Raw genomic sequence first — 21,331 nt, 5'->3', positions numbered from 1 at the left:
GACGGTTTCAGTCGATTTGGTGTTTTTTGGTCTTGTAGCGCAAACTCCTGAAACTGAGCTTGAGCAGGTCGGCGGCCCGCATCTTGGAGTTGTCGGCCTTGGCCAGGGCGTGGAGGATCATCTTTTTCTCCACCTTCTGCAGGATTTCTTCCAAGCCCTCGGCAAAGAGCTCGTTTTCGTCATGGGCGGCGACAAAAAGCGGGGCGCCGGCCGCGGGTGCAGAGGTGGCCGGTTGTTCCGTTTTGTTTTTTTTCTGGCGGTGCAGGGACAGAATCAGGCTTTCCGGCAAAATGATGTTGGAGGATTCAAGCGCCACGCCCCGTTCGATGATGTTTTCCAACTCGCGGACATTGCCCGGGAAGTCGTACTGCATCAACACCTCCATGCCGTAGGAGGAAATGGTTTGCACTTCCTTGCCGAGCAGTTTGGAGAATTTTTCCAGGAAATAGTTGACCAACAGGGGCACGTCACCGATGCGCTCCCGCAGCGGCGGCACTCGGATGGGCACCACCGCCAGCCGGTAGTAGAGGTCCTCGCGGAATTTGCCCTCGATGATTTCCTGCTCGAGAATACGGTTGGTGGCGGCGATGATCCGTACGTTGACCTGCCGGGTCTTGGTGGAGCCGACCGGCATGAATTCCCGTTCCTGGAGAACCCGCAGCAGCTTGGTCTGGATGATCGGGGTTAGCTCGCCGATTTCGTCGAGGAAGGCGGTGCCGCCGTCGGCCAGCTGGAACAGGCCGGCCTTGTCGGCAATCGCGCCGGTGAACGATCCCTTGACATGGCCGAACAACTCACTCTCCAGCAAGCTTTCGGGGATGGCGCTGCAGGTGATGGGGACAAAGGGGTTGGCTGCCACCCGCGAACGGTTGTGGATGGCCTTGGCCACCAGCTCCTTGCCGGTGCCCGATTCGCCGTAGATGAGGACGTTGGCCGGCGTCGGCGCGATCTTGGTGATCAGGTCGAAGATCTTCATCATTTCCGGGCTCTGGCCGATAATCTCCGAAAACCCGCTCGCCGGTTGCGTTTCGCTGTGCTGTTTTTTCTTCAGAGCCGCCTTGATGACGGCTTTGATCTCATCGACATTGAACGGTTTGGTGATATAGTCGAACGCCCCGCTTTTCATCGCCATGACCGCATCGTCGGGCGAGGCAAAGGCGGTGATCATGATGATGCCGATCTCCGGCTGCGCCTGCTTGAGGGGGGCCAGCAGTTCGAGGCCGCTCATGCCGGGCATGCGGATATCGGTAATCACCAGGTCGAAAGGGTGTTGCTCGGCAAGGGCGAGGGCCGCTTTACCTTCCGCTGCGGTGGTGACTTTGTATCCTTCTTTAGTAAGAAGGATCTTGAGAAACTCCCGCATGCTCAGTTCGTCGTCGACAACCAGAATGGCGGCCATGTTCAACCTTGTAGAAATACTTGAAAATTAGTTCTCCCGTCCTGGGGGCCAGTGTAGCCCCAAGTGGAAGTTGAAGTCAAACATTATCCATAACCGGTTTACATTCCCGTGCCGATCGGGTACAAAACCCGGAACAGAGGAACCAATGCCAATCGGGACGATATTGCCGTGGAATCTCAGGAACAATTCACTCAACAGAGCCTGACCGAACACCTGCGGGAGTTGCGCTCCTGCCTGATGGTTTCGCTCGGGGCCGTGGCCGCCGGTTTTGCCGTGGCCTATGGTTTTGTCGAACCCCTGGCCGACTGGTTTCTCCAACCGTTGCTCAAGGTTCTGCCCAAGGGCACGCCGCTGATCTTCACCGCCTATCAAGAAGGGTTTTTTTTTACCTAAAGGTCGCCCTGGTTGCGGCCGTGGTCTTTGCCAGCCCGGTTATTTTCCTCCAGGTCTGGCGCTTCATCTCCCCCGGTCTCTATCGCCATGAGAAGCGGGTGGCGATTCCCTTTGTCGTTATCTCCACCCTCTGCTTTCTCGCCGGCGCGGCCTTTGGCTACTGGGTGGTCTTCCCCCCTGCCTTCAAGTTCCTGCTCGGCTACACCAGCGACTTCCTCGAGCCCCTGCCATCGGTCGACGAATATTTTTCGTTGGCCCTGCGGCTGTTTTTCGCCTTTGGCCTTATTTTCGAACTGCCGGTGCTGATGGTGTTTCTGGGCAGGATCGGCCTGGTCGACAAGCCCTTTCTGGTCAAGAACCGAAAATATGCCGTGCTGATCGCCTTCATTGTCGCCGCCATCCTCACCCCGACGCCGGACGTGGTGAATCAGGTGCTGATGGCCGGGCCGCTGGTTGTGCTCTACGAGGTCAGCATCGTGGCCGTCTCCTTCTTCGCCCGCACCACCTTGTCCGGTTTTGCTCCCAAATCCACAGAGGAACAGCCGGACGCCGATAACGGGAACCGGGAGTGAGCGGGCTGTCCCGGCCCGCCGCCATGCGCCGGGGCCGCGACTTTTCCCCTTGCCGGATGCAAAATCATTCGTATATGCTAATTGAGTCGGTCCGTACGACTCCGGCAGGAGGCGGTCGGGCGCCGATCCCGCCGCCATCACCTCAACGCATTGTCAACAGGAGGAAAACATGTCCTACATAGCCGATTTTGAGAAAGCTTTGGCAGTTGGCCGGCCGCCGAATATCAGAACTCTGTTTCCCAACTCGCGCGCCCTGATCGTCAGCGGCAAGGTGATCGACCGCGCCATGCTGGCCAAGGGCGGGGCCATGACCATCGCCGCGAATGGCCGCAACCATCTCATCATCCGGGGCGCGCTCCAGGCCGCGCAGCGGGCGCATGCCGCGATCATCATCGAGATCGCCCGTTCGGAAGGCGGGGCCAACGCCTACTGCCCGGTCAATTACTGGAACATGGCCCGCCAGGTGGACGCCCTGTGCAACGAACTGGCGATCACCGTGCCGGTGGCCATTCACGCCGATCATTACGGCATCAAAAAGCCGGAAGACGTGCCGGTGGCCGCGATCGAAATTCCGACCATCTTCGAGGCCGGCATCACCTCGATCGCCATTGATGCCTCGCACATGCCCGATGCCGACAACCTGCTGGCAAGCATCGAGTTGGCGAGATACATCCCCTCCTGGTCCGGTCTGGAAACCGAGGTGGGCGAGATCAAGGGCAAGGAGGGCCTGTCCACCAAGGAAGAGGCCCTGTTCATTATCCAGGGCCTCAATGCCCACGATATCTTTCCCGACTGGATTGCGCTCAACAACGGCACCACCCACGGCATCGAGGCCTCGGCCCAGGGCATCCAGGTGGAGTTGACCGCCGAGATCCACAAGGCGCTCGCCGGTTATGCGGTTTCCGGCGCCCAGCACGGCACCTCCGGCAACAATTCCGACCGGCTGCGGGCGATCGCTTCCCAGACCTACACCACCAAGGCCAACGTGGCCACGGCCCTGCAGATGGTTTCCTGGGGGGTCGAGGTCAACGATTACGGCAATGCCGAGCTGGATGCCAACGGCGATTTCATCAAGGTGCCGGGCGAGGGCGTCACCGAGGAACTGTGGCAGGCCATGCGGGCCTATGCCGACTCCAAGGGCTGGAAGAAAGGGGATTACAAGAGTCTCAACCTGGCCTTTGAAAACAAGATCATGGGACAGCCCAAGCCGGTGCGCGAGCGGATGGCCCGGCGGGTGGAGAATTTCATCTACAGCATGCTGGTGGAAGTGTTCAACGCCGCCGATACCGCCCGCTTCGGTGTGGAGGCGATTCTCGAGGCCGGTTCCTACGACATCGGGCCTAAGACCGGACGGATCGAATCGCCGGAAAACTGGAGCGTGGAAAAAATCCGCCAGCGGGCCGCGGCCATGGACACCGACAAGGGGCCGGCGGGCAATTACGACGACTGAATCCTGAAGGATAGGGAAAGCAATTTGAAAAAATTACAGAAAATTCTCATCACCGGCGCGGCCGGATTCATCGGTCATGGCCTGGCCCTGCGGCTACTTGCCGAGGGCCGGGAGGTGGTCGGGCTCGATAATCTCAACGACTATTACGACCCGCAGCTCAAGCGGGACCGTTTGGCCCAGCTAACGGCCCATGCCAACTTCCGCCATGCCGGGTTCGACATGGCGGACCGCGAACGGACCGCAGCCCTGTTCGAGGTGGAGCGGTTCGATGCCGTGGTCAACCTGGCTGCCCAGGCCGGGGTCCGCTATTCGCTGATCAATCCCCATTCCTACGTCGACACCAACCTGGTCGGCTTTGTCAACCTCCTCGAAGGATGCCGGCACACCGGGGTCAAGCACCTGGTCTACGCCTCGTCGAGTTCGGTGTACGGCGCCAACACCAAGATGCCCTTTTCGGTGCACGACAATGTCGACCACCCGGTGTCGTTGTACGCGGCCTCGAAAAAAGCCAACGAACTGATGGCCCACACCTACAGCCACCTGTTCGGCCTCCCCACCACCGGGTTGCGCTTTTTCACCGTGTACGGACCATGGGGCCGACCGGACATGGCTCTGTTTCTGTTCACCAAGGCCATTCTCGAGGATCGGCCGATCGACGTGTTCAATAATGGCAATATGGAGCGCGATTTCACCTATATCGACGACATTGTCGAAGGGGTGGTCCGGGTGGTCGACCATGTGGCCGCACCCGACCCCGGGTGGAGCGGCGACGCTCCCGATTCGGCCACCAGCTATTGTCCCTGGCGGGTGTACAACATCGGCAACAACAACAAGGAACGGCTGATGCGCTACATCGAGGTGTTGGAAGATTGCCTGGGAAAAAAGGCCAAGAAGAATTTCCTGCCCATGCAGGACGGCGATGTGCCGGCCACCTACGCCGATGTCGCCGATTTGGTGGCAGCGGTGGGATTCAAGCCGGCCACCTTGATCGAGACCGGCATCGGAAAGTTCGTCGAGTGGTACCGGGGGTACTATCGGGTTTGATCGCAGGCCGCCGCGCAGTAAAGCGGCGGGAGCAATCAGGGGCGGCAGCGCGGAAGAGGCGGTGCCGCCCTTTTTTCGTTTCAGTGCAGTAGCGCCTGAATGGTACGGACGATGCCGTCGGCATCGATGCCGGCATCGGCCCAGAGGGTAGCCTGGGGACCGTGCTCGACAAAACGATCGGGGTAGCCGAGGATGGTGACCGGCACCTGAAGGCCGCGTTCGTGCAGGAGTTGCAGCACGCCGCTGCCAAAGCCGCCGAGGATGCTGTTGTCCTCGATGGTGATGACCCGGCCGGTTTTCTCCGCCCAGGTGGCGATGAGTTCGCCGTCCAGGGGGCGGACGAAGCGGGGATTGACGACCGCGGCGTCGATGCCCGACTCCGCCAATCGTTCCGCCGCCGCCAAAGCGGGATAGACCCGGTTGCCCACCGGCAGCAGGAGCACGTCGCTTCCTTGCCGAAGCACTTCCCCCTTGCCGATCTCCAGTCGGCGGAAGGATGCCTCCAGGGCAACGCCCTCACCGCTGCCCCTGGGATAGCGGATCACCACCGGACCGGGGTGGTGCAGGGCGGTGAACAGCATCTGCTGCAGCTCGTTCTCATCCTTGGGCGACATCACCGTCAGGTTGGGGATGAAGCGGAGAAAGGAAAGATCGAAGACGCCGTGGTGGGTTGGCCCGTCGGCCCCGACCACGCCGCTGCGGTCCAGGGCGATGGTGACCGGCAGGTTGGGCAGGCAGACGTCGTGGATCAGCTGGTCCAAAGCCCTTTGCATGAACGAGGAATACACGGCGAACATCGGCCGCAACCCCTCCAGGGCCAGGCCCGCGGCAAAGGAGACCGCGTGCTGCTCGGCAATGCCGACATCGAAAAAACGGTCGGGAAATTCGGCGGCGAACGGCAGCATGCCGGTTCCGCCGGGCATGGCGGCGGTGATCGCCACCAACCGTTGATCCTGCCGGGCCAGGCGGCATAGGGTGTCGCCGAAGACCTTGGTGTAGGAAATCGCGGCCCCGGGATTTTTCCTGGGCTGACCGGTGGCCGCGTCAAAGGGACCGATGCCGTGGTAGTCGCCGGGATGAGTTTCGGCGGGGAGGTAGCCCTTGCCCTTGGTGGTGATCACATGCACCAGCACCGGACCGTGGTTGTGGTCGCGGACGTTTTCCAGGGTGGCGACCAGGTCGCCGAGTTCGTGGCCGGGAATCGGGCCGACGTATTTGAATTTCAGGGCCTCGAACAGCATGCCCGGCGTGAAGAAGCCCTTGATGCTCTCCTCGCTCTTGCGCAGCATGGTGAGGATGTTTTCGCCCACCGAGGAGAGCGCCAGCAGGCGTTCCTCGATGTGGTCGCGCAGGCGGCGGACCATCCTGCCGGTCATCTTGCGGCTGAGGAAACTGGACAAGGCCCCGACATTTCTCGAGATCGACATTTCGTTGTCGTTGAGGACAACCACCAGGTCGCGGCCGAGATCGCCGGCATGGTTGAGCCCCTCGAAGGCCATGCCGGCGGTCATTGAGCCGTCGCCGATGACGGCGATCACCTTGGCTTGGTCGCCCCGGATGGCCTTGGCCGCGGCCATGCCGAGGCCGTGCGAGACCGAGGTGGAACTGTGGCCGGTCTCGACGGTGTCGTAGTCGCTTTCCGAGCGTTTAGGAAAACCGCTGAGGCCCTTGTAGCGCCGCAGGGTCTGGAACCGGTCCCGGCGGCCGGTGATCAGCTTGTGGGCATAGGCCTGGTGGCCCACGTCCCAGATCAGTCTGTCGCGGGGGGTGTCGAAGACGTAATGCAGGGCCAGGGTCAGCTCGACCACCCCCAGGCTGGGGGCCAGGTGGCCACCGGTTTCGGCTACGGTGGCAATGATGGTTTCCCGGAGTTCGCGGGCAAGTTGCTCCATCTGCTCCAGGTCGAGGCGGCGCAGGTCAGAGGGCGAATCAATGGCTTCCAGCAGGGTGCCGGGCCGGTCGGTCAGGGAATCCACAGTGAGCATGACGAAATTTTATTTCCTGCGATCAACGATATAGCGGGCCAGGGCGCGAAGCGGATCGGCCTGGTAATCGAATGCGGCCAGGGCGGCGATCGCCTCCTGCACCGCTTCCCGGGCCATGGTCCGCGATGTTTCCACGCCGAACAACGAGGGGTAGGTGACCTTGTCGGCCTTGGCGTCGCTGCCCGCAGATTTGCCCAGTTCGGCGGTGGTAGCCTCGACATCGAGGAGATCGTCGACGATCTGGAAGGCAAGGCCGATGTGGTCGCCGTAGGTTTTCAGGGCCGCTTCCTGGTCTTCGTCGGCCCCGGCGACCATGGCGCCGCAGACCACCGAGGCGGTGATCAGGGCTCCGGTCTTGCTGCGGTGAATGCGGCGCAGTTCCTCGTATCCCACCTGCTGGCCCTCGTAAATCATGTCGAGGGATTGACCACCGACCATGCCCAAGGGACCGGCCGCGCGGGCAATGGTTTGGATGATGCGGATGCGGGTCGGATCGGGCAGGGGGGCCGAGGCCGCGCCGCTGAGCAGTTCAAAGGCAAAGGTCAGAAGTCCGTCGCCGGCGAGAATGGCCGCCGCCTCGCCGAAGACGGTATGGTTGGTCGGCTTGCCCCGGCGGAGATCGTCGTCGTCCATGGCCGGCAAGTCGTCGTGGATCAGGGAGTAGGTGTGGATGCATTCCAGGGCGCAGGCCACCGGCAGGGCGCGCTGCCGGGTTTGTTCGTCGCTGTCCACCGCCTCGGCGCCAGCCAGGCAGAGAACGGGCCGGATGCGTTTGCCGCCGGCAAAGAGACTGTAGCGCATCGCCTCGATATGTTGGGCAAAGGCACCGATGGGCTCCAACATGAAGGCGGCCAGGCGGTCCTCGACCTTCCGGCGCTGTTCATCGAGATAGGTTCGAATTTCCACCGTCTTCCTCGGCAAAAGGCACGCCAACCAGCTCGCCATCCTTGTGCAGCAGCAATTCGACCTGCGATTTCGCCTCGTCGAGCCTGCCGTTGCAAAAATGGACCAGCGTCATGCCTTCGTTGAATTTTTCCAGACTTTTTTCCAGGCTGAGTTCTCCGGATTCGAGTTCTTCGGTGATTTGCTCCAGCCTGGCCAGCGCTTGTTCGAAGGTCTTTTTCGCCATGCAGCGGCTCCGCCCTTCCGGGCTGCAAACGATTTTATTTGCCGAATAGATCGGACAAAGGTAATCCTTTATAATAGACCCTCTCCCCTGGTGTTTCAAGACCTCTTTGGCTATGACCGGACAGATCGAACGATTCGTGGCCTGGCTGTTGGTGGAAAAAGGATATTCACCCCATACCGCCGACAGCTACCGTTTCGATATAGTTGAGTTTTTCCGTTTTTGCGGCGAAGATGCCGATTGTGCCGCCATCACCGGCGCCGAAGTCGAGGCGTTCGTCGGCTCGCTTTATGCGGTGAACGCCAGTGCCTCGGTGGCGCGTAAGCTGTCTGCTCTCCGCACCTTTTTCCGATTTCTCCGCCGGGAGAAAATCATCGCTGCCGATCCGGTTGCCGGGGTCGTCGGTCCCAAGCTGAGCCAGCACATCCCCGCCTTTCTGACCGTGGACGAGGTGTTCGCCTTGCTGGAAGCCCCGGTGGTCAGCGACCGTTTCTGGCGACGAGACCGGGCCATGCTGGAGATGCTGTATGCCACCGGCATGCGGGTTTCCGAGCTGGTGGGCTGCAACATGGACGACATCGATTTCGCGGCCGAAATGGTCCGGGTGCGGGGCAAGGGCAACAAGGAACGGCTGGTGCCCTTCGGCAGGATGGCCGGGGAAGCCTTGGCGCTCTATCGGCCCGAACGGGACAATCTGACGGTGGCGCGCATCCAGCGCGGCAGGGAACCCGAGCGCGACGCCTTGTTCCTCAACGGCCAGGGGAGTCGGCTGAGCGCGCGCAGTGTCGAACGCTCGATCCAGACCTACGGACTGCGGGCCGGAATCGGGGTCGAGGTGACGCCGCACGCCCTGCGACATTCCTTTGCCACTCATCTGCTCGAGATGGGCGCCGATCTGCGCACGGTCCAGGAACTGTTGGGGCACGTCAGCCTGTCGACCACCCAAAAGTACACCCACCTCAACATCGATCACCTGACCAAGGTCTACGATCAAGCTCATCCCCAGGCCAGGGGCAACACCCCGGAAATCTCGGGCGGGGATTGACTCGGCTCGGCATCGTGGTTACAAATCAACCGCAAATTCCCTCCGAAAAATTCTCCCAAACAGCACACCCAGGCAAGCTACCCATGCAGAAAATTCGTTCCACCACCATCGTCGCCATCCGGCACCAGGGGCAGGTGGTGGTTGCCGGCGACGGTCAGGTCTCGTTCGGCGCCACCATCATCAAACACCAGGCGCGCAAGGTCAGGCGGCTCTACCACGATCAGGTGATCACCGGCTTTGCCGGCTCCACCGCCGACGCCTTCACCCTCTACGACCGATTGGAGCAGAAGCTGGAACAGTACAACGGTAACCTCATGCGGGCCGCGGTCGAATTGGCCAAGGACTGGCGCATGGACAAGATGCTTCGGCGGCTGGAGGCCATGCTGGTCGCGGTCGATGACACCCATTCCCTGCTGCTGTCCGGCACCGGCGATGTCATCGAGGCGGATGACGGTATCCTGGCCATCGGCTCGGGCGGCCCCTATGCCCAGGCGGCAGCCAAGGCCCTGGTGGCCCATTCCTCCCTCGACGCCGAGGCCATCGCCCGTGCCGCCCTGGAAATCGCCGGTTCGATCTGCGTCTACACCAACACCCACATCGTGGTGGAAAAAATATGAAAGGCATCAATTCGCTGACTCCTCGGCAAACCGTGGCCGAACTCGATCGCTACATCATCGGCCAGGCCGAGGCCAAGCGGTCGGTGGCCATTGCCCTGCGCAACCGTTGGCGGCGGCAACAGGTCGAACAGCCCCTGCGCGAGGAAATCGCCCCGAAGAACATCATCATGATCGGGCCCACCGGCGTGGGCAAAACCGAAATCGCCCGCCGCCTGGCCCATCTCGCCCAAAGCCCGTTTCTCAAGATCGAGGCCTCCAAGTTCACCGAGGTCGGCTATGTGGGCCGCGACGTCGAATCCATGATCCGTGATCTCACGCAGCTGGCGGTCAACATGGTCACCAAGGAAGCGGAAGAGGGCGTGCGGGAAAAAGCGGCGGCCATGGCCGAGGAACGTCTGCTCGACCTGCTCCTGCCCCGTTCGCCTGTTCAAGGGGCCCCCGACTCGGCCAACGTGATTTCTCTGGGTTACGACGGCAATGCCGCCGGTCGTCCGGAAGAAAGCCGCGCCACCGGCACCCGGGAGCGGTTCCGGGAAATGCTGCGCCGGGGCGAATTGGACGATCGGGTGGTGGAGCTGTCGGTGGCCGCATCCGGCGGTGCGCCGATGGTCGAGGTGTTTTCCGCCTCGGGCATGGAGGATATGCAGAATTCCCTCCAGGAGGCCTTTTCCAAATTTTTCCCCAAAAAAAAGCAGCCGAAAAAGATGAAGGTGCCCGAGGCCCTGGAATTCCTCAAAAAGGAAGAGGCCGAGCGGCTGGTGGACACCGCCTCCATTGCCGAGAAGGCCATCCGCCGCACCGAACAGTCCGGAATCATCTTTCTGGACGAGATCGACAAGATCGCTTCGCGGGGCGGCACCAGTTCCGGGTCGCCGGAGGTGTCGCGCGAGGGGGTGCAGCGTGACCTGCTACCCATTGTCGAGGGCACCACGGTGTCCACCAAGTATGGGCCGGTCAAGACCGACCATATCCTGTTTATCGCCAGTGGCGCCTTCCATGTCTGCAAGCCGTCCGATCTGGTGCCGGAACTCCAGGGCCGCTTTCCCATTCGGGTCAATTTGCATGCCCTGGGAGAAGAAGAGTTTTTCCGCATCCTGACCGAGCCGAACAACGCCCTGATCAAGCAGTACATGGCGCTGCTGGCCACCGAGGACGTCCGGCTGGTTTTCGAGGACGAGGCCATCAGGGAGATGGCGCGGATCGCGGTGCAGGTCAACCAGAAGACCGAGGATATCGGCGCCCGTCGCCTGCACACGATCATCGAGCGCGTGCTCGACGAAATCTCTTTCGACGCCACCGACCGAGAAGACCTGGCCTTTACGGTCACGGCCGATTATGTCCGCCGCCAATTGTCCGACATTTCCGAGAACGAGGACTTAAGCCGCTACATCCTGTAAACTGGTCGCCTTGCCATGCCCATCGATCCCGAATACAACTATTGTCCGCAGTGCGGCGACGAGTATCGCCCCGAGGTGCGGAACTGCGCCGAATGCGGAGTGGCTCTGGTCGGCGGCGAAGTGCTGCTCGCCGGACAGAATCAACGCTCGGCCAGCCTGGCTGAGATCGGTCCCCTGGAGCCGGTGATCGCCGTCCACAAAGGCCCGGTTTTGCAGGTCAAGGCCCTGCAGGCCTATCTTCGCGAAAAAGGCCTGCCCTCCCGCATAGTTAAGGAGAACGACGGCGCGTGCGGCTGCCGCGGGCCGGAAGTGCTGCTCCAGGTGCGCGAGACGGATCAAGCCGAAACAATGGCTGCTATGGCGCAAGAGTATCGGGAAAACACGAGTTTGTCCGACCATGACACTCGTTTTGTCGGCGCGGTGTACGACGCCGGGGCTGCCGAGGCGGTTTGCCCGGCCTGTGGTTGCCGGTTTGCGCCCGATTCGACCGAATGCCCGGACTGCGGCCTTTGTTTTGCGTAAGCGCCGCGGTCCCGGTTTTGCGGCAATTTTTCGGTGGGAGCGCGCCTAAGGGCATCCTCGCTGAGAACTCGCCGATCCCCTGATTTCAGTTGGAGAGCGGCCATGGCCAGCCAACCGATTGTCATCACCTTGACCACGGATTTCGGCCTGGAGGACGCCTACGTCGGCCAGCTCAAGGGGGCCGTGCTCAAGGGGTGCCCGACTGCCGCCCTCGTCGATCTCACCCATGCCATCCCCGCCTGGGACGTGGCAACCGCCGCGATCACCATTCGCGCCAGTTACCCTTTTTTCCCGACCGGTACCATTCACGTGGTGGTGGTCGATCCTGGGGTGGGCAGCGATCGGGCCATTTTGGTCGCGGCCGGTGACGGCCATTTTTTCATCGCTCCGGACAACGGCTGCCTGTCGCTGCTGGTGGCCGACCGTATCGTCACCTCGATCCATCGGCTGGAACATCCGGCGTATTGCAACCCTGCCGTCAGTGCCACCTTCCACGGCCGCGATATCATGGCTCCGGTGGCGGCCGCCCTGGCACGGACAGGCGATCCCGGCCAGTTCGGTCCCGCCGTCACGCTCGAATCCATCCGGATGGCGACCATTGCCGCAGCGGTCCGCACCGTCGATCGTCTTTGCGGCCAGGTGCTGCATATCGATCGCTTCGGCAATCTTCGCACCTCCATCCGGGTCGATGCCGACCAATTGCATCCCGACATGTTCGACCATCTCGAAATCGGCGACCAGCGGATCGGCCGTTTGGGGCGCTCCTACCACGAGGCGTTGCCGGGTGAGTTGCTGGTTCTGGCCGACAGCGCGGGCTATCTGGAAATCGCCGCCAACCAGGCCAGTGCCGCCGCCTTGATCGGTTGCGGGCCGGGCGACCCGCTGACCGTGCATCTTGTTCGCCGCTAGACTGCCTGGGGGCCCAAAAAAATCCGCACCAACCGGACAGGACGGGCGGCAAAGCCGGGTGAACCGGCAGAATCGACGAGTGATTATTATTTTGCGTCTTCGGCCAGATATGGTTATAGAGTAAGTACAAAGTATTAGGAATCGTTGCTGTCCGGTTGTTCTGCACGTCTCATTCATCCACACCGAGAGGAGGAACACATGGCTGTCAAAGTTCTCATCAAACGGAAAGTCGTGGACAAAAAGGCTCCTGAACTCGAAGCCCTTCTTCGGAAGATGAGGGCGCTGACCCTCAATCAAAAGGGCTACATTTCGGGAGAAACGTTTACCAGGATCGACGAGCCGGAGGTCAGCATGGTGATCAGCAGTTGGCAAACGCTCGATGACTGGCGGGCATGGACGCTCAGCAAGGAGCGGATCGAGGTGCAGGAGCAGATCGACAAACTGCTCGGTGCCCCGACCCACTACGAGGTGTTTGAAAACGCCTGATTGAATCGGATGGCGCCGGGCTTTGCGACCGGTATCGTTCAGATGATGCGAAGGCGGTCCATCGTGACGATGGGCCGCCTTTTTTTGTTCCGGCTGCGTCAATGGCCGTTGCGGCCGTTGCCGTTGCGGCGGGGTTGCACCTCGGGTTTGCGCATGTGCACGGCCAGCGACCGGGGGCCGCAGAGACGGGTGATCCGGTGGAAAAGATCGGTCGAGGGGCGGATGGCCATGTCCTTGAGCACTTGGATATCCACTTCGCCCCGGTTGTCGAAATGCAGGGTGAGCAGCACCGGGGTGGCGCCGTGATGCTGGTACAGCAGTTCCTTCAGTTCCATCATGTGCTGCCGTGAGGTCGAGGCGGCCTGCAGGGTGATCACCGCCCGTTCGGTGTACTGTTCGAGCGTTTCGGCCAGGCCGGAGATGTCCTGGGCCACGATTTTGGCCCCCCGCTCGCTCTGTTGCACCGTGCCGAGCACGATCAGGGGCCGGTCGCTGGTCAGGAGATGGGAGCAATCGGCAAAGGTCGAGGGAAACACGATCACCTCGATGCTGGAACTCATGTCCTCGAGCACGGTGAAGGCCATGCGCTCGCCTTTTTTCGACTTGTGCTCCTTGTAGCCGGCCAGCAGGCCGCCGATCCGCACCACCTGGCCCTCCCGCAGCTTTTCCGCTCCGGCGATGTCGGTGTCGACCACCCGCCGCAAATCGTCCATCACCCCCTCCAGGGGATGGCCGGTCAGGAAGAATCCCACGGTTTCCTTTTCATAGGTCAACCGTTCCAGCTTCGGCCAATCCTCGACCTCCGGCAGGTCGACCTCTTGGTTTTCCTTTTTGGCGCCGGCTGGCTGGGCAATGGCAAACAGGTTCATCTGGCCGCTCATCCGGTCGCGCTGCGCCGCCTTGGCCCGTTCGAGGCACTGGTCAAGGGCTTCCAGGTACTGCTTCCGGTTGGGGTTGAGGGTGTCGAAGGCCCCGGCCTTGATCAGGCTTTCGATCACCTTGCGGTTGACCTTGGAGGAATCGACCCGGCTGCAAAAATCGGCCAGCGAGTGGTAGGTGCCGGCGTTGTCCCGTTCGGCCAGGATCGATTCCAGGGCCGCGCCGCCGACATTCTTCACCGCTGCCAGGCCGAAACGGATACGGTCGTTGATGACCGTGAAGTCGTTGACCGACTCGTTGATGTCCGGCGGCAGCACCTCGATTTTTTCCTGGCGGCACTCGTTGATGTATTTGACGACCTTGTCGGTGTTTTCCACGTCGCAGGAAAGCAGGGCCGCCAGGAACTGGGCCGGATAGTGGGCCTTGAGATAGGCGGTCTGGTAGGCGATCAGGGCATAGGCCGCCGAATGCGACTTGTTGAAACCGTAGCCGGCGAACTTGGCCATCAGGTCGAAGATGTATTTTGCTTTTTCCTCCGGAATACTGTTCGCCTTGGCTCCGGCCATGAACTTGCCCCGTTCCGTTTCCATGACCTCCGGGATCTTCTTGCCCATGGCCCGGCGGAGGATGTCGGCGTCGCCCAGGCTGTAGCCCGCCAGGATGTTGGAGATCTTCATGACCTGTTCCTGGTAGACGATGACCCCGTAGGTCTCCTGCAGCACCGATTTGATCTGGGGCAGGGGGTAATCGGCCGGTTTGCGGCCGTGCTTGGTCTCGACAAAGGTGTCGACCATGCCCGAGTCGAGCGGCCCCGGCCGGTACAGGGCCACCAGGGCGATCAGGTCGGAGAACTGCTCGGGCTGCATTTTGATCAGTAATTCGCGCATGCCGTCGCTTTCCAGCTGAAAGACGCCCAGGCTGTCGCCCCGGCACAACAGGGCGTAGGTCTTGAGATCGTTCATCGGGATCTTGCGCAGATCGATCTCGGTGCCGACATCGCTGGCGATCAGCTTGAGCGCCCGGTCGATCACGGTCAGGGTCTTCAAACCGAGAAAGTCGAACTTGATCAGCCCGGTTTTCTCGGTGTATTTCATGTCGTATTGGGTCAGGATTTCCTTGTTCGGGCCGATGCATACCGGCAGGAATTCGACCATCGGCTTGGGCGAGATGACCACGCCGGCGGCATGGGTCGACTTGTGCCGGGCCAATCCTTCCAGGGTCTGGGAGATGGTCAGCAGTTCGCGGACTTCGTTTTCCTTCATCGCCTCGCGTAGCCGGGGCTCCTTGTCGATGGCCTTCTTGAGGGTGATTTTCAGCTCCTCCGGCACCAGCTTGGCGATCCGATCCACCACCGGCAGGGGGATGTCGAGCACCCGGCCGACGTCGCGCAGCACGGCCCTGGCCTTCATCGAACCATAGGCCACGATCTGGGCCACATGCTCGTCGCCGCCATAACGCTGGCGGACGTAATCGATGACCTCGTCGCGCCGATCCTTGCAAAAGTCGATGTCGAAGTCGGGCATGGATACCCGCTCGATGTTGAGGAACCGCTCGAACAACAGGCCGTAGGGAAGGGGATCGATGTCGGTGATCGACATGCAGTAGGCGGCCAGGCTGCCGGCACCGGAACCGCGGCCGGGGCCCACCGGGATCTTTTGTTTCTTGGCCCAGGTGATGAAGTCGGCCACGATCAGGAAGTAGCCGGAAAATCCCATTTTCTGAATGACCTCGACCTCCAGGGTCAGCCGGTCCCGGTAGGCCTTCTCGGTTTCGGCGCTGACCTCCTCCAGCTCCTTCAACTGGGCCAGGCGATCTTTGAAGCCGTCCCAGCAGGCCTGGGCAAAGACCGAATCCAGGGTTTCGTGTTCCTTGACCGGAAAGATGGGGAAATGGTGGGCACCGAACTTGAGGTCGAGATTGCAGCGTTCGGCCACTTCCAGGGTGTTGCTTATGGCCTGGGGGCAGTAGCTGAATTGAGCGGCCATCTCGTCGCCGGACTTGAAGTACAGTTCGTTGGTGTTGAACCGGAACCGGTTGGGATCGTTGATAGTCTTGCTCGTCTGGATGCAGAGCAGCACTTCGTGGGCGTAGGATTCCTCTCGGGTGAGATAGTGGCAGTCGTTGGTAGCCACCAGCTTGATCCCCAGTTCGTCGGCCAGCCCCATCAGGCCCTGGTTGGCGACGGTCTGCTCGGGGATGCCGTTTTCCTGGATTTCGAGATAGAGGCGGTCGCCGAAGACCTTCTGCATCTCCAGGGCGCGGGCCCGGGCGCCGTTGGGATCGTTGTGGGCGAGCCGCCAGGGAATCTCGCCCTTAAGGCAGGCGGTGAGCACGATCAGGCCCTCGTTATGCTGGTAGAGGGTTTGGCGGTCGATGCGGGGCCGGTAATAAAACCCTTTCGTCTGGGCCAGGGAGGCCAGCCGCATCAGGTTGCGATAGCCGGTTTCGTCCATGGCCAGGGCCACGAGGTGGAAATTGTGGCCGCCGCTCCGGTCGTGGAGGTGCATGCCGTTTTCCGCCAGGTAGAATTCGCAGCCGACCAGCGGCTTGACCCCGGCCTTCTTAGCCTTTTCGTAAAATTCCAGCGCCCCGTACATGGCGCCGTGATCGGTGACCGCCACCGCGTTCATGCCGAAATGCTGAGTCGACTCGATCAGGTCGGAGACACGGATGGCACCGTCGAGCATGGAATACTGGGTGTGGACATGGAGGTGGATGAAAGGTGTGGGCATGATGTATTTATTCCTGCATGTGGAAAAATCTGAAAATGTTCAGAGCATGACGAGCGAACGCAATCCGGAGGTATTGTGGTTCTCTCGCTCAGAGTGATTTTTCATGCTCTTGCGAATTTATCGTAGCAATTCAGGCGGCAGTTGTATCCACTGATGGTAACGGCCCAATGTTGAAGCTAACGCGCGGAGTTGAGTGCCGGGCTAGGTCGTGGCTGTCCTGCGCGTAAACATACTCGAAAGCACGTGTTGAATGAAAGGCGTTTTGCCTTCTGTGTATGCCTCGCGATCTGTGCGGTACTGTTGCGCAAGACGCAATTTGAGCTGCGCATGCTCCGCCGCGAGCGCCTGGCTGCGACGCAGCGCGTCACGAAACAGGAGTCTTTGTTTCCACAGTAGGCTTGAGAGGGGCACAAGGTGTAAATGGTGAGTTCGGTAGCTTGGCGAAGGCTTGCAGAACCAGTGCATAACCTCTGCTTTGTAAGGGTAGTAGATATACCGGATGCCAGTTACTGCTTCGATAGCTGTGCGTGAGGATGCGAGAGTGTGAATCGGAGCCATGATATCGATGACTGGCTTTGCCAGCAGCCATGGCACGGCAGTACTCCCGATGTGCTCAATTTTTCCTATGAGCCATGGTTTCAGAATAGCCGCCAAGAGTTCACGCTCGGTCTCGAACTTCGCGGGCGACGTCAAATCATAGGGAACGAGTTCAATCGGCGCATCGTCGTTGTTACCAGCGTTTTGTGCATGGTCGTGGGTCATTTGAAATGCAACCTACCATGAAGGGGGTGATTTGTGCGGCTTTTCGCGCAGGTCCGGTCATTGAAGGGTTAGTCTACGAGTTTTTCATTACCTTCATCTCGTGGAGCAATAACCAACACATTGCAGCCAAAGAACGTACGAGCCAAGTATGCAAGAGCGTTGAGGGGATACTTGTTGCGAAGCGCATTCACGGTGTTATCGTCGTACCAGCGGAAATGCCGATGGTGCTCCTCTACGATGGCTATCAGTCTTTCATTCCACGATCGGACGCTTTCGTCTTCGGGAAGTATCCGCTCGTATCGCCAATAGCCCTTGGCAAGATCATCGAGGAATTCCACACAATTTGTTCCGTCACTTCCTTCTCTAACTATGCGTGGATCGTCACTGCATAGGTAAACAGGGTGCCCATTCTTGAATGTTACGTGGTGGGCGCGATCATCCGGTAGGTCGCCAATTTCGGATGGGCGGAAAAAAACTGATCTTTGAACGACCTTGCCCTTGATATATGCGTTATTCAGCTCTGCTGGTGTATCGAAGTGTGGCGCTGCGTAATACACCGCCACACCCGATGCTTCAAGAGCAAGAAGCATCGGGTGCTGTTGGGAGTGTTTGGTTGGGCGTAAGTGCATTCGATAAAAAGGAGTTGTCATAAGACCACGCTGAGCCTCGAAGGCCGAATCTCGTACCATCTTGTGCGACAGCTTGAATTGCAAGAACAAGGGAAAGCCGACGAACGGAATTTTAACGTCGTAACCTCCACCCGGTTTTCCTTCGTCAATAAGTGATGGAAAGATCGGTGCTGCGCGAATCGGATGTGGCACTGAGGTAATAAGCGTTTCAGTAAGCGCGTAGCCGTAGCTAAATTCAGAAATGTCAGGGTTCATGATCGGAGGTGGTTTCGTGGGCTGACGACCAAGTTCAGCCGTGCTGAGGTTGAGGTTCGGATTGCAGGTCACTTTTTGCATCCCTGTTTTATGGGAAAGGCTCTCAGCTAACAATTCAGGAGACCGATGGCCCGGAGCGGTCATACGGGCCGTCGGGGTCGAAACGATCGTCGACCTGGATGTGAAACCGCTCCTGGATTCGAGAGAGCGGCACCATGTCGGCTCGCCGGTCCGAGGGGGTGAGAAAGGACAGCAACTTGGTGCGGAGCACCGTGGGGTTGAGTTCGCTGTGAATGGCGAGAACCCCTTCCATGATGATCTTTTGCAGCAGCAATTCCCGGTTGGTGCGCTCGCGCAGGTTGGCGGCAAAGGGGATGAAGAAGAAGTTGGCGAAAATTAGGCCATAGAGGATCGAGGTCAAGGCCAGGGGAACGGTCTTGAGGATGATGCCGGTGTCGTCGATGCCCGCCAGCATCGGAATGAGTCCGGCTACCGAGCCGACAATGCCGAAGGCCGGGCAGAAGTCGGCGATGGTGCGCAGCACCCGCTCGCTGTCCTCGCGGCGCAGTTTGAAAAAATACATCTCGGTGTTGAGGATGTCGCGGATTTGGTGGGGCTCGTAGTTGTCCACCAGGCAGCCGAGCCCCCGGCGGAGAAAGAGGATCGAGGTTTCGTCCTCGTCTTTTTGCAGGGAAAGGATGCCTTCAATCCGGGATTTGATCGCCAGATCAATGAGGATGTCGACAATCTCGGCTTCGGATTTCAACTGGCTGCCGTAGGAGGAACGGACCACCCGGAACACGATGATCAGCCGTTCGAGCTGGAAGCTGAGCAGCGCGGCGGTGGCGCTGCCGCCGGCCACGATCATCAGGCTGGCGATGTTGAAATAAAAGCTCAGGCTGCCCTTGAACAAAAAGCCGCCCAGGAAAATGAGGCCGCAGAGGACAAGGCCGATAGAGTTTTTTCGTTGCATGGCAAGATAACGGAATTATTGAAGGTTAGTGGGCGTGGCCGCCTCGGCCTGCGGCAACTCCTTGGACAGGATGATTTCCACCCGGCGGTTGGCCTTGCGGTTTTCCTCGCTGGTGTTGGGGTGCAGCGGCCGGAACGAACTGTACCCGGCAACAGCGAACTGACTGGGCGGCAGTTTGGTCTCCTCGATCAGAAAGCGGGCCACCCGGCTGGCCCGGGCCAACGACAGTTCCCAATTCGAGGGGAAGCGGGTGGTTTTGACCGGCCGGTCGTCGGTATGGCCGATCACATTGATCATGTAGGGCGTTTCCTTGATGATGTTGGAGAGTTTTTTCAGGGAATCGACGGCCGTGTGGGTCAGTTCCGCCTGGCCCGAGTCAAAGAGCAGGTCGCCGGTGAGGATGATGCGCATGGTCTTGTCGGGCACCAGCTCCACCGAGGCAAACCGCTCCAGTTTTTCGTTCTCCAGGGTGTGTTTGGACAAATCGTAGATTTTGGTGATCGCCTCTTCCCGTTGCTTGAGGTCGGCGGCCTGTTCCGGCTCCGGGGCAGGAGGAGGTGCCGGTGTCTCGGCGTGCTGCCGGGGCGGCTCTGCCGGCGGCTTGTCGATTTCCGGGATCGGGTCTATTTGCTCTGCGTCCGACGGCGGCAGCTCCGCGGTTTGGTGGCGGATCAGAACGTCGGCCCCCTGCAATTCCTGTTTCGGCAGCGAGGCGTCGTGCTGCTTGTCCCCGAGTTTGAGTGAAATGTCCTGGGTGATGGGATGGAAGAGCAGGGACGATTTGCCCGCACCGGCATCAACCGGGACGGTCTCGTCGGCGACCTTGTTCGGTTTGCCGTGGGACGAAATTTCCTGGTGGGTGTGCAGGTGGGCGAACAGGGTGAGGAAGAGGATGAACATGGTCATCATCAGGTCCGACCAGGCAATGGACCAATGGACCGGTCGAGGCGGCGTGCGCGAGCGGTAGAAAGAATCCTCGACCACGAAAACCGGCTGGCTGGCATGCAGCCATTCCGGTGGGAGCGACGACGGCGCCCGGCCCGAGGGAGCCGCCGCGATCGATTCTTGGGCTTCGTCCGGTGCGGGAGGGGTGATGGATGTCTCTGCCATAATCGTCTTTCGGCTGTCGGGGACCGGAACAAAAGGGCTTTGCGCGTTTTTTCGCCTGACCGCCGCATTGTAGCAGACTGCGGGAAAAAAGCCAGTGTTTGCCGTCTGTTCCGCCGTGGTCGATCCGGCAATGTCCCCCCTGGAAAAGTTCGATGGCAATCAGTAAAAAAAAATCCCCTGCCGTCCGCAAGGGCGACAGGGGATCGAAGACTCAGAAAAGAGCGTGAATCTTACTTTTCATCGTCCTGGAGGGATTTGACCAGCAAGGCGCCGGCCAGGCCCAACAGCCCGATATCCTTGACCTGATTCTTCGCGGTCAGCGACATCTGGGTCAGGAGGCTGCGGCGCAGGGATACCTTGGGCAGTTCCTGCGGCGCCGCCTTCATCAGCAGTTCCATATCGCCTTTCTTGCTGCCGAAGTACATGCCGTTGGGGCCGATTTGGACCGCTTTGGAGGTCAGACCCACCGCGCCTCGTTTCACATACTGCGCCACATCCGACTTGGGATCGTCGAGATCGCCGAAGACCCGGGCCCGAGCCAGGCAGGTCTGCACGCAGGCCGGCTCCAGCCCCTCGGCAACGCGCGGCATGCAGTAGGTGCACTTGTCCACCTTGCCGAGGCTGCCGTCGTCCTTGAGCGATTCGTCGACATAGCGGGCGCCGTAGGGGCAGGCGTCGCGGCAGGCACCGCAGCCGATGCAGCGTTCGCGATCGACCTGGACCGTACCGTTGAACGGATCCTTCCAGGTGGCGGCGATGTCCATGGTCACGGTCTTGCCGCTCTTCTTGTCCTTGAAGGTGGCGCTGACCTTCTCGGCCGGGCACACCGGCACGCAGGACGGGGCCTTGCAGTGGTTGCACAGGCCGGGGTAATAGGTGGCGGCCATGCCGGTCGTGGTGAGGTCCGGTCCGAGGCGGTGCACCCAGTTGCGGTTGTATTGAGCGGGCACTTCCCACTCGGCTTTACAGGCGATAACGCAGGCATGGCAGCCCACGCACCTGTCGACATCTATAATCATGCCATATTGCATAGGGACTCTCCTTCA

The 21,331-nt window shown here is 60.5% G+C and carries 18 protein-coding genes and 1 pseudogene; 9 read left to right on the top strand and 10 right to left on the bottom strand.

Annotated elements, in window-relative coordinates; all coding sequences use genetic code 11:
• Positions 1 to 7: 7 nt before the first annotated feature.
• Positions 8 to 1,399 (bottom strand): sigma-54 dependent transcriptional regulator, encoded by a 1,392-nt coding sequence (locus RMR13_RS03845; RefSeq protein ID WP_310599321.1) that lies wholly within the window; start codon positions 1,397 to 1,399, stop codon positions 8 to 10.
• Between the two features lie 237 nt (positions 1,400 to 1,636).
• On the opposite strand from RMR13_RS03845, the pseudogene tatC reads away from it, so the two are divergent.
• The 3 genes and pseudogenes from tatC (at position 1,637) to RMR13_RS03825 (ending at position 4,858) form a co-directional block, all read left to right on the top strand.
• Positions 1,637 to 2,364: pseudogene (tatC, locus tag RMR13_RS03835) on the top strand (twin-arginine translocase subunit TatC).
• Between the two features lie 169 nt (positions 2,365 to 2,533).
• Positions 2,534 to 3,814 carry a class II fructose-bisphosphate aldolase gene (locus RMR13_RS03830; RefSeq protein WP_310599318.1) on the top strand — a complete coding sequence of 427 codons (1,281 nt, stop codon included), beginning with the start codon at positions 2,534 to 2,536 and terminating at the stop codon, positions 3,812 to 3,814.
• Between the two features lie 24 nt (positions 3,815 to 3,838).
• Positions 3,839 to 4,858, top strand: coding sequence for an NAD-dependent epimerase (locus tag RMR13_RS03825; RefSeq protein ID WP_310599317.1), 1,020 nt, complete (start codon positions 3,839 to 3,841; stop codon positions 4,856 to 4,858).
• A gap of 80 nt (positions 4,859 to 4,938) precedes the next feature.
• On the opposite strand, the gene dxs is transcribed toward RMR13_RS03825, so the two are convergent.
• Genes dxs through xseB form a run of 3 tightly spaced genes read right to left on the bottom strand, consistent with a single transcriptional unit; the run spans position 4,939 to position 7,972 of the window.
• Positions 4,939 to 6,843 carry a 1-deoxy-D-xylulose-5-phosphate synthase gene (gene dxs / locus RMR13_RS03820; protein ID WP_310599316.1) on the bottom strand — a complete coding sequence of 635 codons (1,905 nt, stop codon included), beginning with the start codon at positions 6,841 to 6,843 and terminating at the stop codon, positions 4,939 to 4,941.
• A 9-nt stretch (positions 6,844 to 6,852) separates the two neighbouring features.
• Complete coding sequence (locus tag RMR13_RS03815) at positions 6,853 to 7,749, bottom strand: farnesyl diphosphate synthase (RefSeq protein WP_310599315.1); 897 nt, start codon at positions 7,747 to 7,749, stop codon at positions 6,853 to 6,855.
• On the bottom strand, positions 7,724 to 7,972 hold the full coding sequence (gene xseB, locus RMR13_RS03810) for an exodeoxyribonuclease VII small subunit (protein ID WP_310599314.1): 249 nt from the start codon (positions 7,970 to 7,972) through the stop codon (positions 7,724 to 7,726). Before xseB ends, RMR13_RS03815 begins: the two co-directional genes overlap by 26 nt.
• A gap of 112 nt (positions 7,973 to 8,084) precedes the next feature.
• On the opposite strand from xseB, the gene xerA reads away from it, so the two are divergent.
• From xerA to RMR13_RS03780, 6 genes are all read left to right on the top strand, one after another.
• Positions 8,085 to 9,014 carry a site-specific tyrosine recombinase/integron integrase gene (xerA, locus tag RMR13_RS03805; RefSeq protein ID WP_310599313.1) on the top strand — a complete coding sequence of 310 codons (930 nt, stop codon included), beginning with the start codon at positions 8,085 to 8,087 and terminating at the stop codon, positions 9,012 to 9,014.
• Positions 9,015 to 9,097: 83 nt separating this feature from the next.
• Entirely contained in the window at positions 9,098 to 9,631 is a 534-nt protein-coding gene (gene hslV, locus RMR13_RS03800) for an ATP-dependent protease subunit HslV (RefSeq protein WP_310599312.1), read from the top strand.
• On the top strand, positions 9,628 to 11,028 hold the full coding sequence (gene hslU / locus RMR13_RS03795) for an ATP-dependent protease ATPase subunit HslU (RefSeq protein WP_310599311.1): 1,401 nt from the start codon (positions 9,628 to 9,630) through the stop codon (positions 11,026 to 11,028). The genes hslV and hslU overlap by 4 nt, the downstream gene beginning before the upstream one ends.
• Before the next feature lie 15 nt (positions 11,029 to 11,043).
• The gene (locus RMR13_RS03790; RefSeq protein ID WP_310599310.1) at positions 11,044 to 11,550 is read left to right on the top strand and encodes a hypothetical protein; all 507 of its coding nucleotides are present in this window, start codon (positions 11,044 to 11,046) and stop codon (positions 11,548 to 11,550) included.
• A gap of 102 nt (positions 11,551 to 11,652) precedes the next feature.
• Positions 11,653 to 12,459 carry an SAM-dependent chlorinase/fluorinase gene (locus tag RMR13_RS03785; RefSeq protein ID WP_310599309.1) on the top strand — a complete coding sequence of 269 codons (807 nt, stop codon included), beginning with the start codon at positions 11,653 to 11,655 and terminating at the stop codon, positions 12,457 to 12,459.
• 198 nt (positions 12,460 to 12,657) lie between these two features.
• Complete coding sequence (locus RMR13_RS03780) at positions 12,658 to 12,945, top strand: antibiotic biosynthesis monooxygenase family protein (protein WP_310599308.1); 288 nt, start codon at positions 12,658 to 12,660, stop codon at positions 12,943 to 12,945.
• A 98-nt stretch (positions 12,946 to 13,043) separates the two neighbouring features.
• On the opposite strand, the gene dnaE is transcribed toward RMR13_RS03780, so the two are convergent.
• The 6 genes from dnaE to RMR13_RS03750 all read right to left on the bottom strand — a co-directional run bounded on the left by dnaE (position 13,044) and on the right by RMR13_RS03750 (position 21,316).
• Positions 13,044 to 16,556, bottom strand: a complete 3,513-nt coding sequence (gene dnaE, locus RMR13_RS03775; RefSeq protein ID WP_310599307.1) for a DNA polymerase III subunit alpha — start codon at positions 16,554 to 16,556, stop codon at positions 13,044 to 13,046.
• 201 nt (positions 16,557 to 16,757) lie between these two features.
• Positions 16,758 to 17,318, bottom strand: coding sequence for a GrpB family protein (locus tag RMR13_RS03770; RefSeq protein WP_310599306.1), 561 nt, complete (start codon positions 17,316 to 17,318; stop codon positions 16,758 to 16,760).
• 68 nt (positions 17,319 to 17,386) lie between these two features.
• A complete protein-coding gene (locus tag RMR13_RS03765; protein WP_310599305.1) occupies positions 17,387 to 18,346 on the bottom strand; it encodes a hypothetical protein in 960 nt (319 codons plus the stop codon).
• Entirely contained in the window at positions 18,318 to 19,175 is an 858-nt protein-coding gene (locus tag RMR13_RS03760; RefSeq protein ID WP_310599304.1) for a MotA/TolQ/ExbB proton channel family protein, read from the bottom strand. Before RMR13_RS03760 ends, RMR13_RS03765 begins: the two co-directional genes overlap by 29 nt.
• 15 nt (positions 19,176 to 19,190) lie before the next feature.
• A complete protein-coding gene (locus tag RMR13_RS03755) occupies positions 19,191 to 20,285 on the bottom strand; it encodes an OmpA family protein (RefSeq protein ID WP_310599303.1) in 1,095 nt (364 codons plus the stop codon).
• Positions 20,286 to 20,515: 230 nt separating this feature from the next.
• On the bottom strand, positions 20,516 to 21,316 hold the full coding sequence (locus RMR13_RS03750; RefSeq protein WP_310599302.1) for a 4Fe-4S dicluster domain-containing protein: 801 nt from the start codon (positions 21,314 to 21,316) through the stop codon (positions 20,516 to 20,518).
• Positions 21,317 to 21,331: the final 15 nt, after the last annotated feature.

The organism is Desulfobulbus sp., from assembly GCF_031547805.1.
In the GTDB taxonomy this organism is placed as follows: Bacteria; Desulfobacterota; Desulfobulbia; order Desulfobulbales; family Desulfobulbaceae; genus Desulfobulbus.
This window is presented reverse-complemented; position numbering and strand designations above follow the sequence as displayed.

Bases quoted from the DNA above. Each gene is read 5' to 3' on its own strand.
- RMR13_RS03845 (WP_310599321.1), bottom strand. From the start codon at position 1,399: ATGGCCGCCATTCTGGTTGTCGACGACGAACTGAGCATGCGGGAGTTT.
- RMR13_RS03830 (WP_310599318.1), top strand. From the start codon at position 2,534: ATGTCCTACATAGCCGATTTTGAGAAAGCTTTGGCAGTTGGCCGGCCG.
- dxs (WP_310599316.1), bottom strand. From the start codon at position 6,843: ATGCTCACTGTGGATTCCCTGACCGACCGGCCCGGCACCCTGCTGGAA.
- xseB (WP_310599314.1), bottom strand. From the start codon at position 7,972: ATGGCGAAAAAGACCTTCGAACAAGCGCTGGCCAGGCTGGAGCAAATC.
- xerA (WP_310599313.1), top strand. From the start codon at position 8,085: ATGACCGGACAGATCGAACGATTCGTGGCCTGGCTGTTGGTGGAAAAA.
- hslV (WP_310599312.1), top strand. From the start codon at position 9,098: ATGCAGAAAATTCGTTCCACCACCATCGTCGCCATCCGGCACCAGGGG.
- hslU (WP_310599311.1), top strand. From the start codon at position 9,628: ATGAAAGGCATCAATTCGCTGACTCCTCGGCAAACCGTGGCCGAACTC.
- RMR13_RS03790 (WP_310599310.1), top strand. From the start codon at position 11,044: ATGCCCATCGATCCCGAATACAACTATTGTCCGCAGTGCGGCGACGAG.
- RMR13_RS03785 (WP_310599309.1), top strand. From the start codon at position 11,653: ATGGCCAGCCAACCGATTGTCATCACCTTGACCACGGATTTCGGCCTG.
- RMR13_RS03780 (WP_310599308.1), top strand. From the start codon at position 12,658: ATGGCTGTCAAAGTTCTCATCAAACGGAAAGTCGTGGACAAAAAGGCT.
- dnaE (WP_310599307.1), bottom strand. From the start codon at position 16,556: ATGCCCACACCTTTCATCCACCTCCATGTCCACACCCAGTATTCCATG.
- RMR13_RS03770 (WP_310599306.1), bottom strand. From the start codon at position 17,318: ATGACCCACGACCATGCACAAAACGCTGGTAACAACGACGATGCGCCG.
- RMR13_RS03765 (WP_310599305.1), bottom strand. From the start codon at position 18,346: ATGACCGCTCCGGGCCATCGGTCTCCTGAATTGTTAGCTGAGAGCCTT.
- RMR13_RS03760 (WP_310599304.1), bottom strand. From the start codon at position 19,175: ATGCAACGAAAAAACTCTATCGGCCTTGTCCTCTGCGGCCTCATTTTC.
- RMR13_RS03755 (WP_310599303.1), bottom strand. From the start codon at position 20,285: ATGGCAGAGACATCCATCACCCCTCCCGCACCGGACGAAGCCCAAGAA.
- RMR13_RS03750 (WP_310599302.1), bottom strand. From the start codon at position 21,316: ATGCAATATGGCATGATTATAGATGTCGACAGGTGCGTGGGCTGCCAT.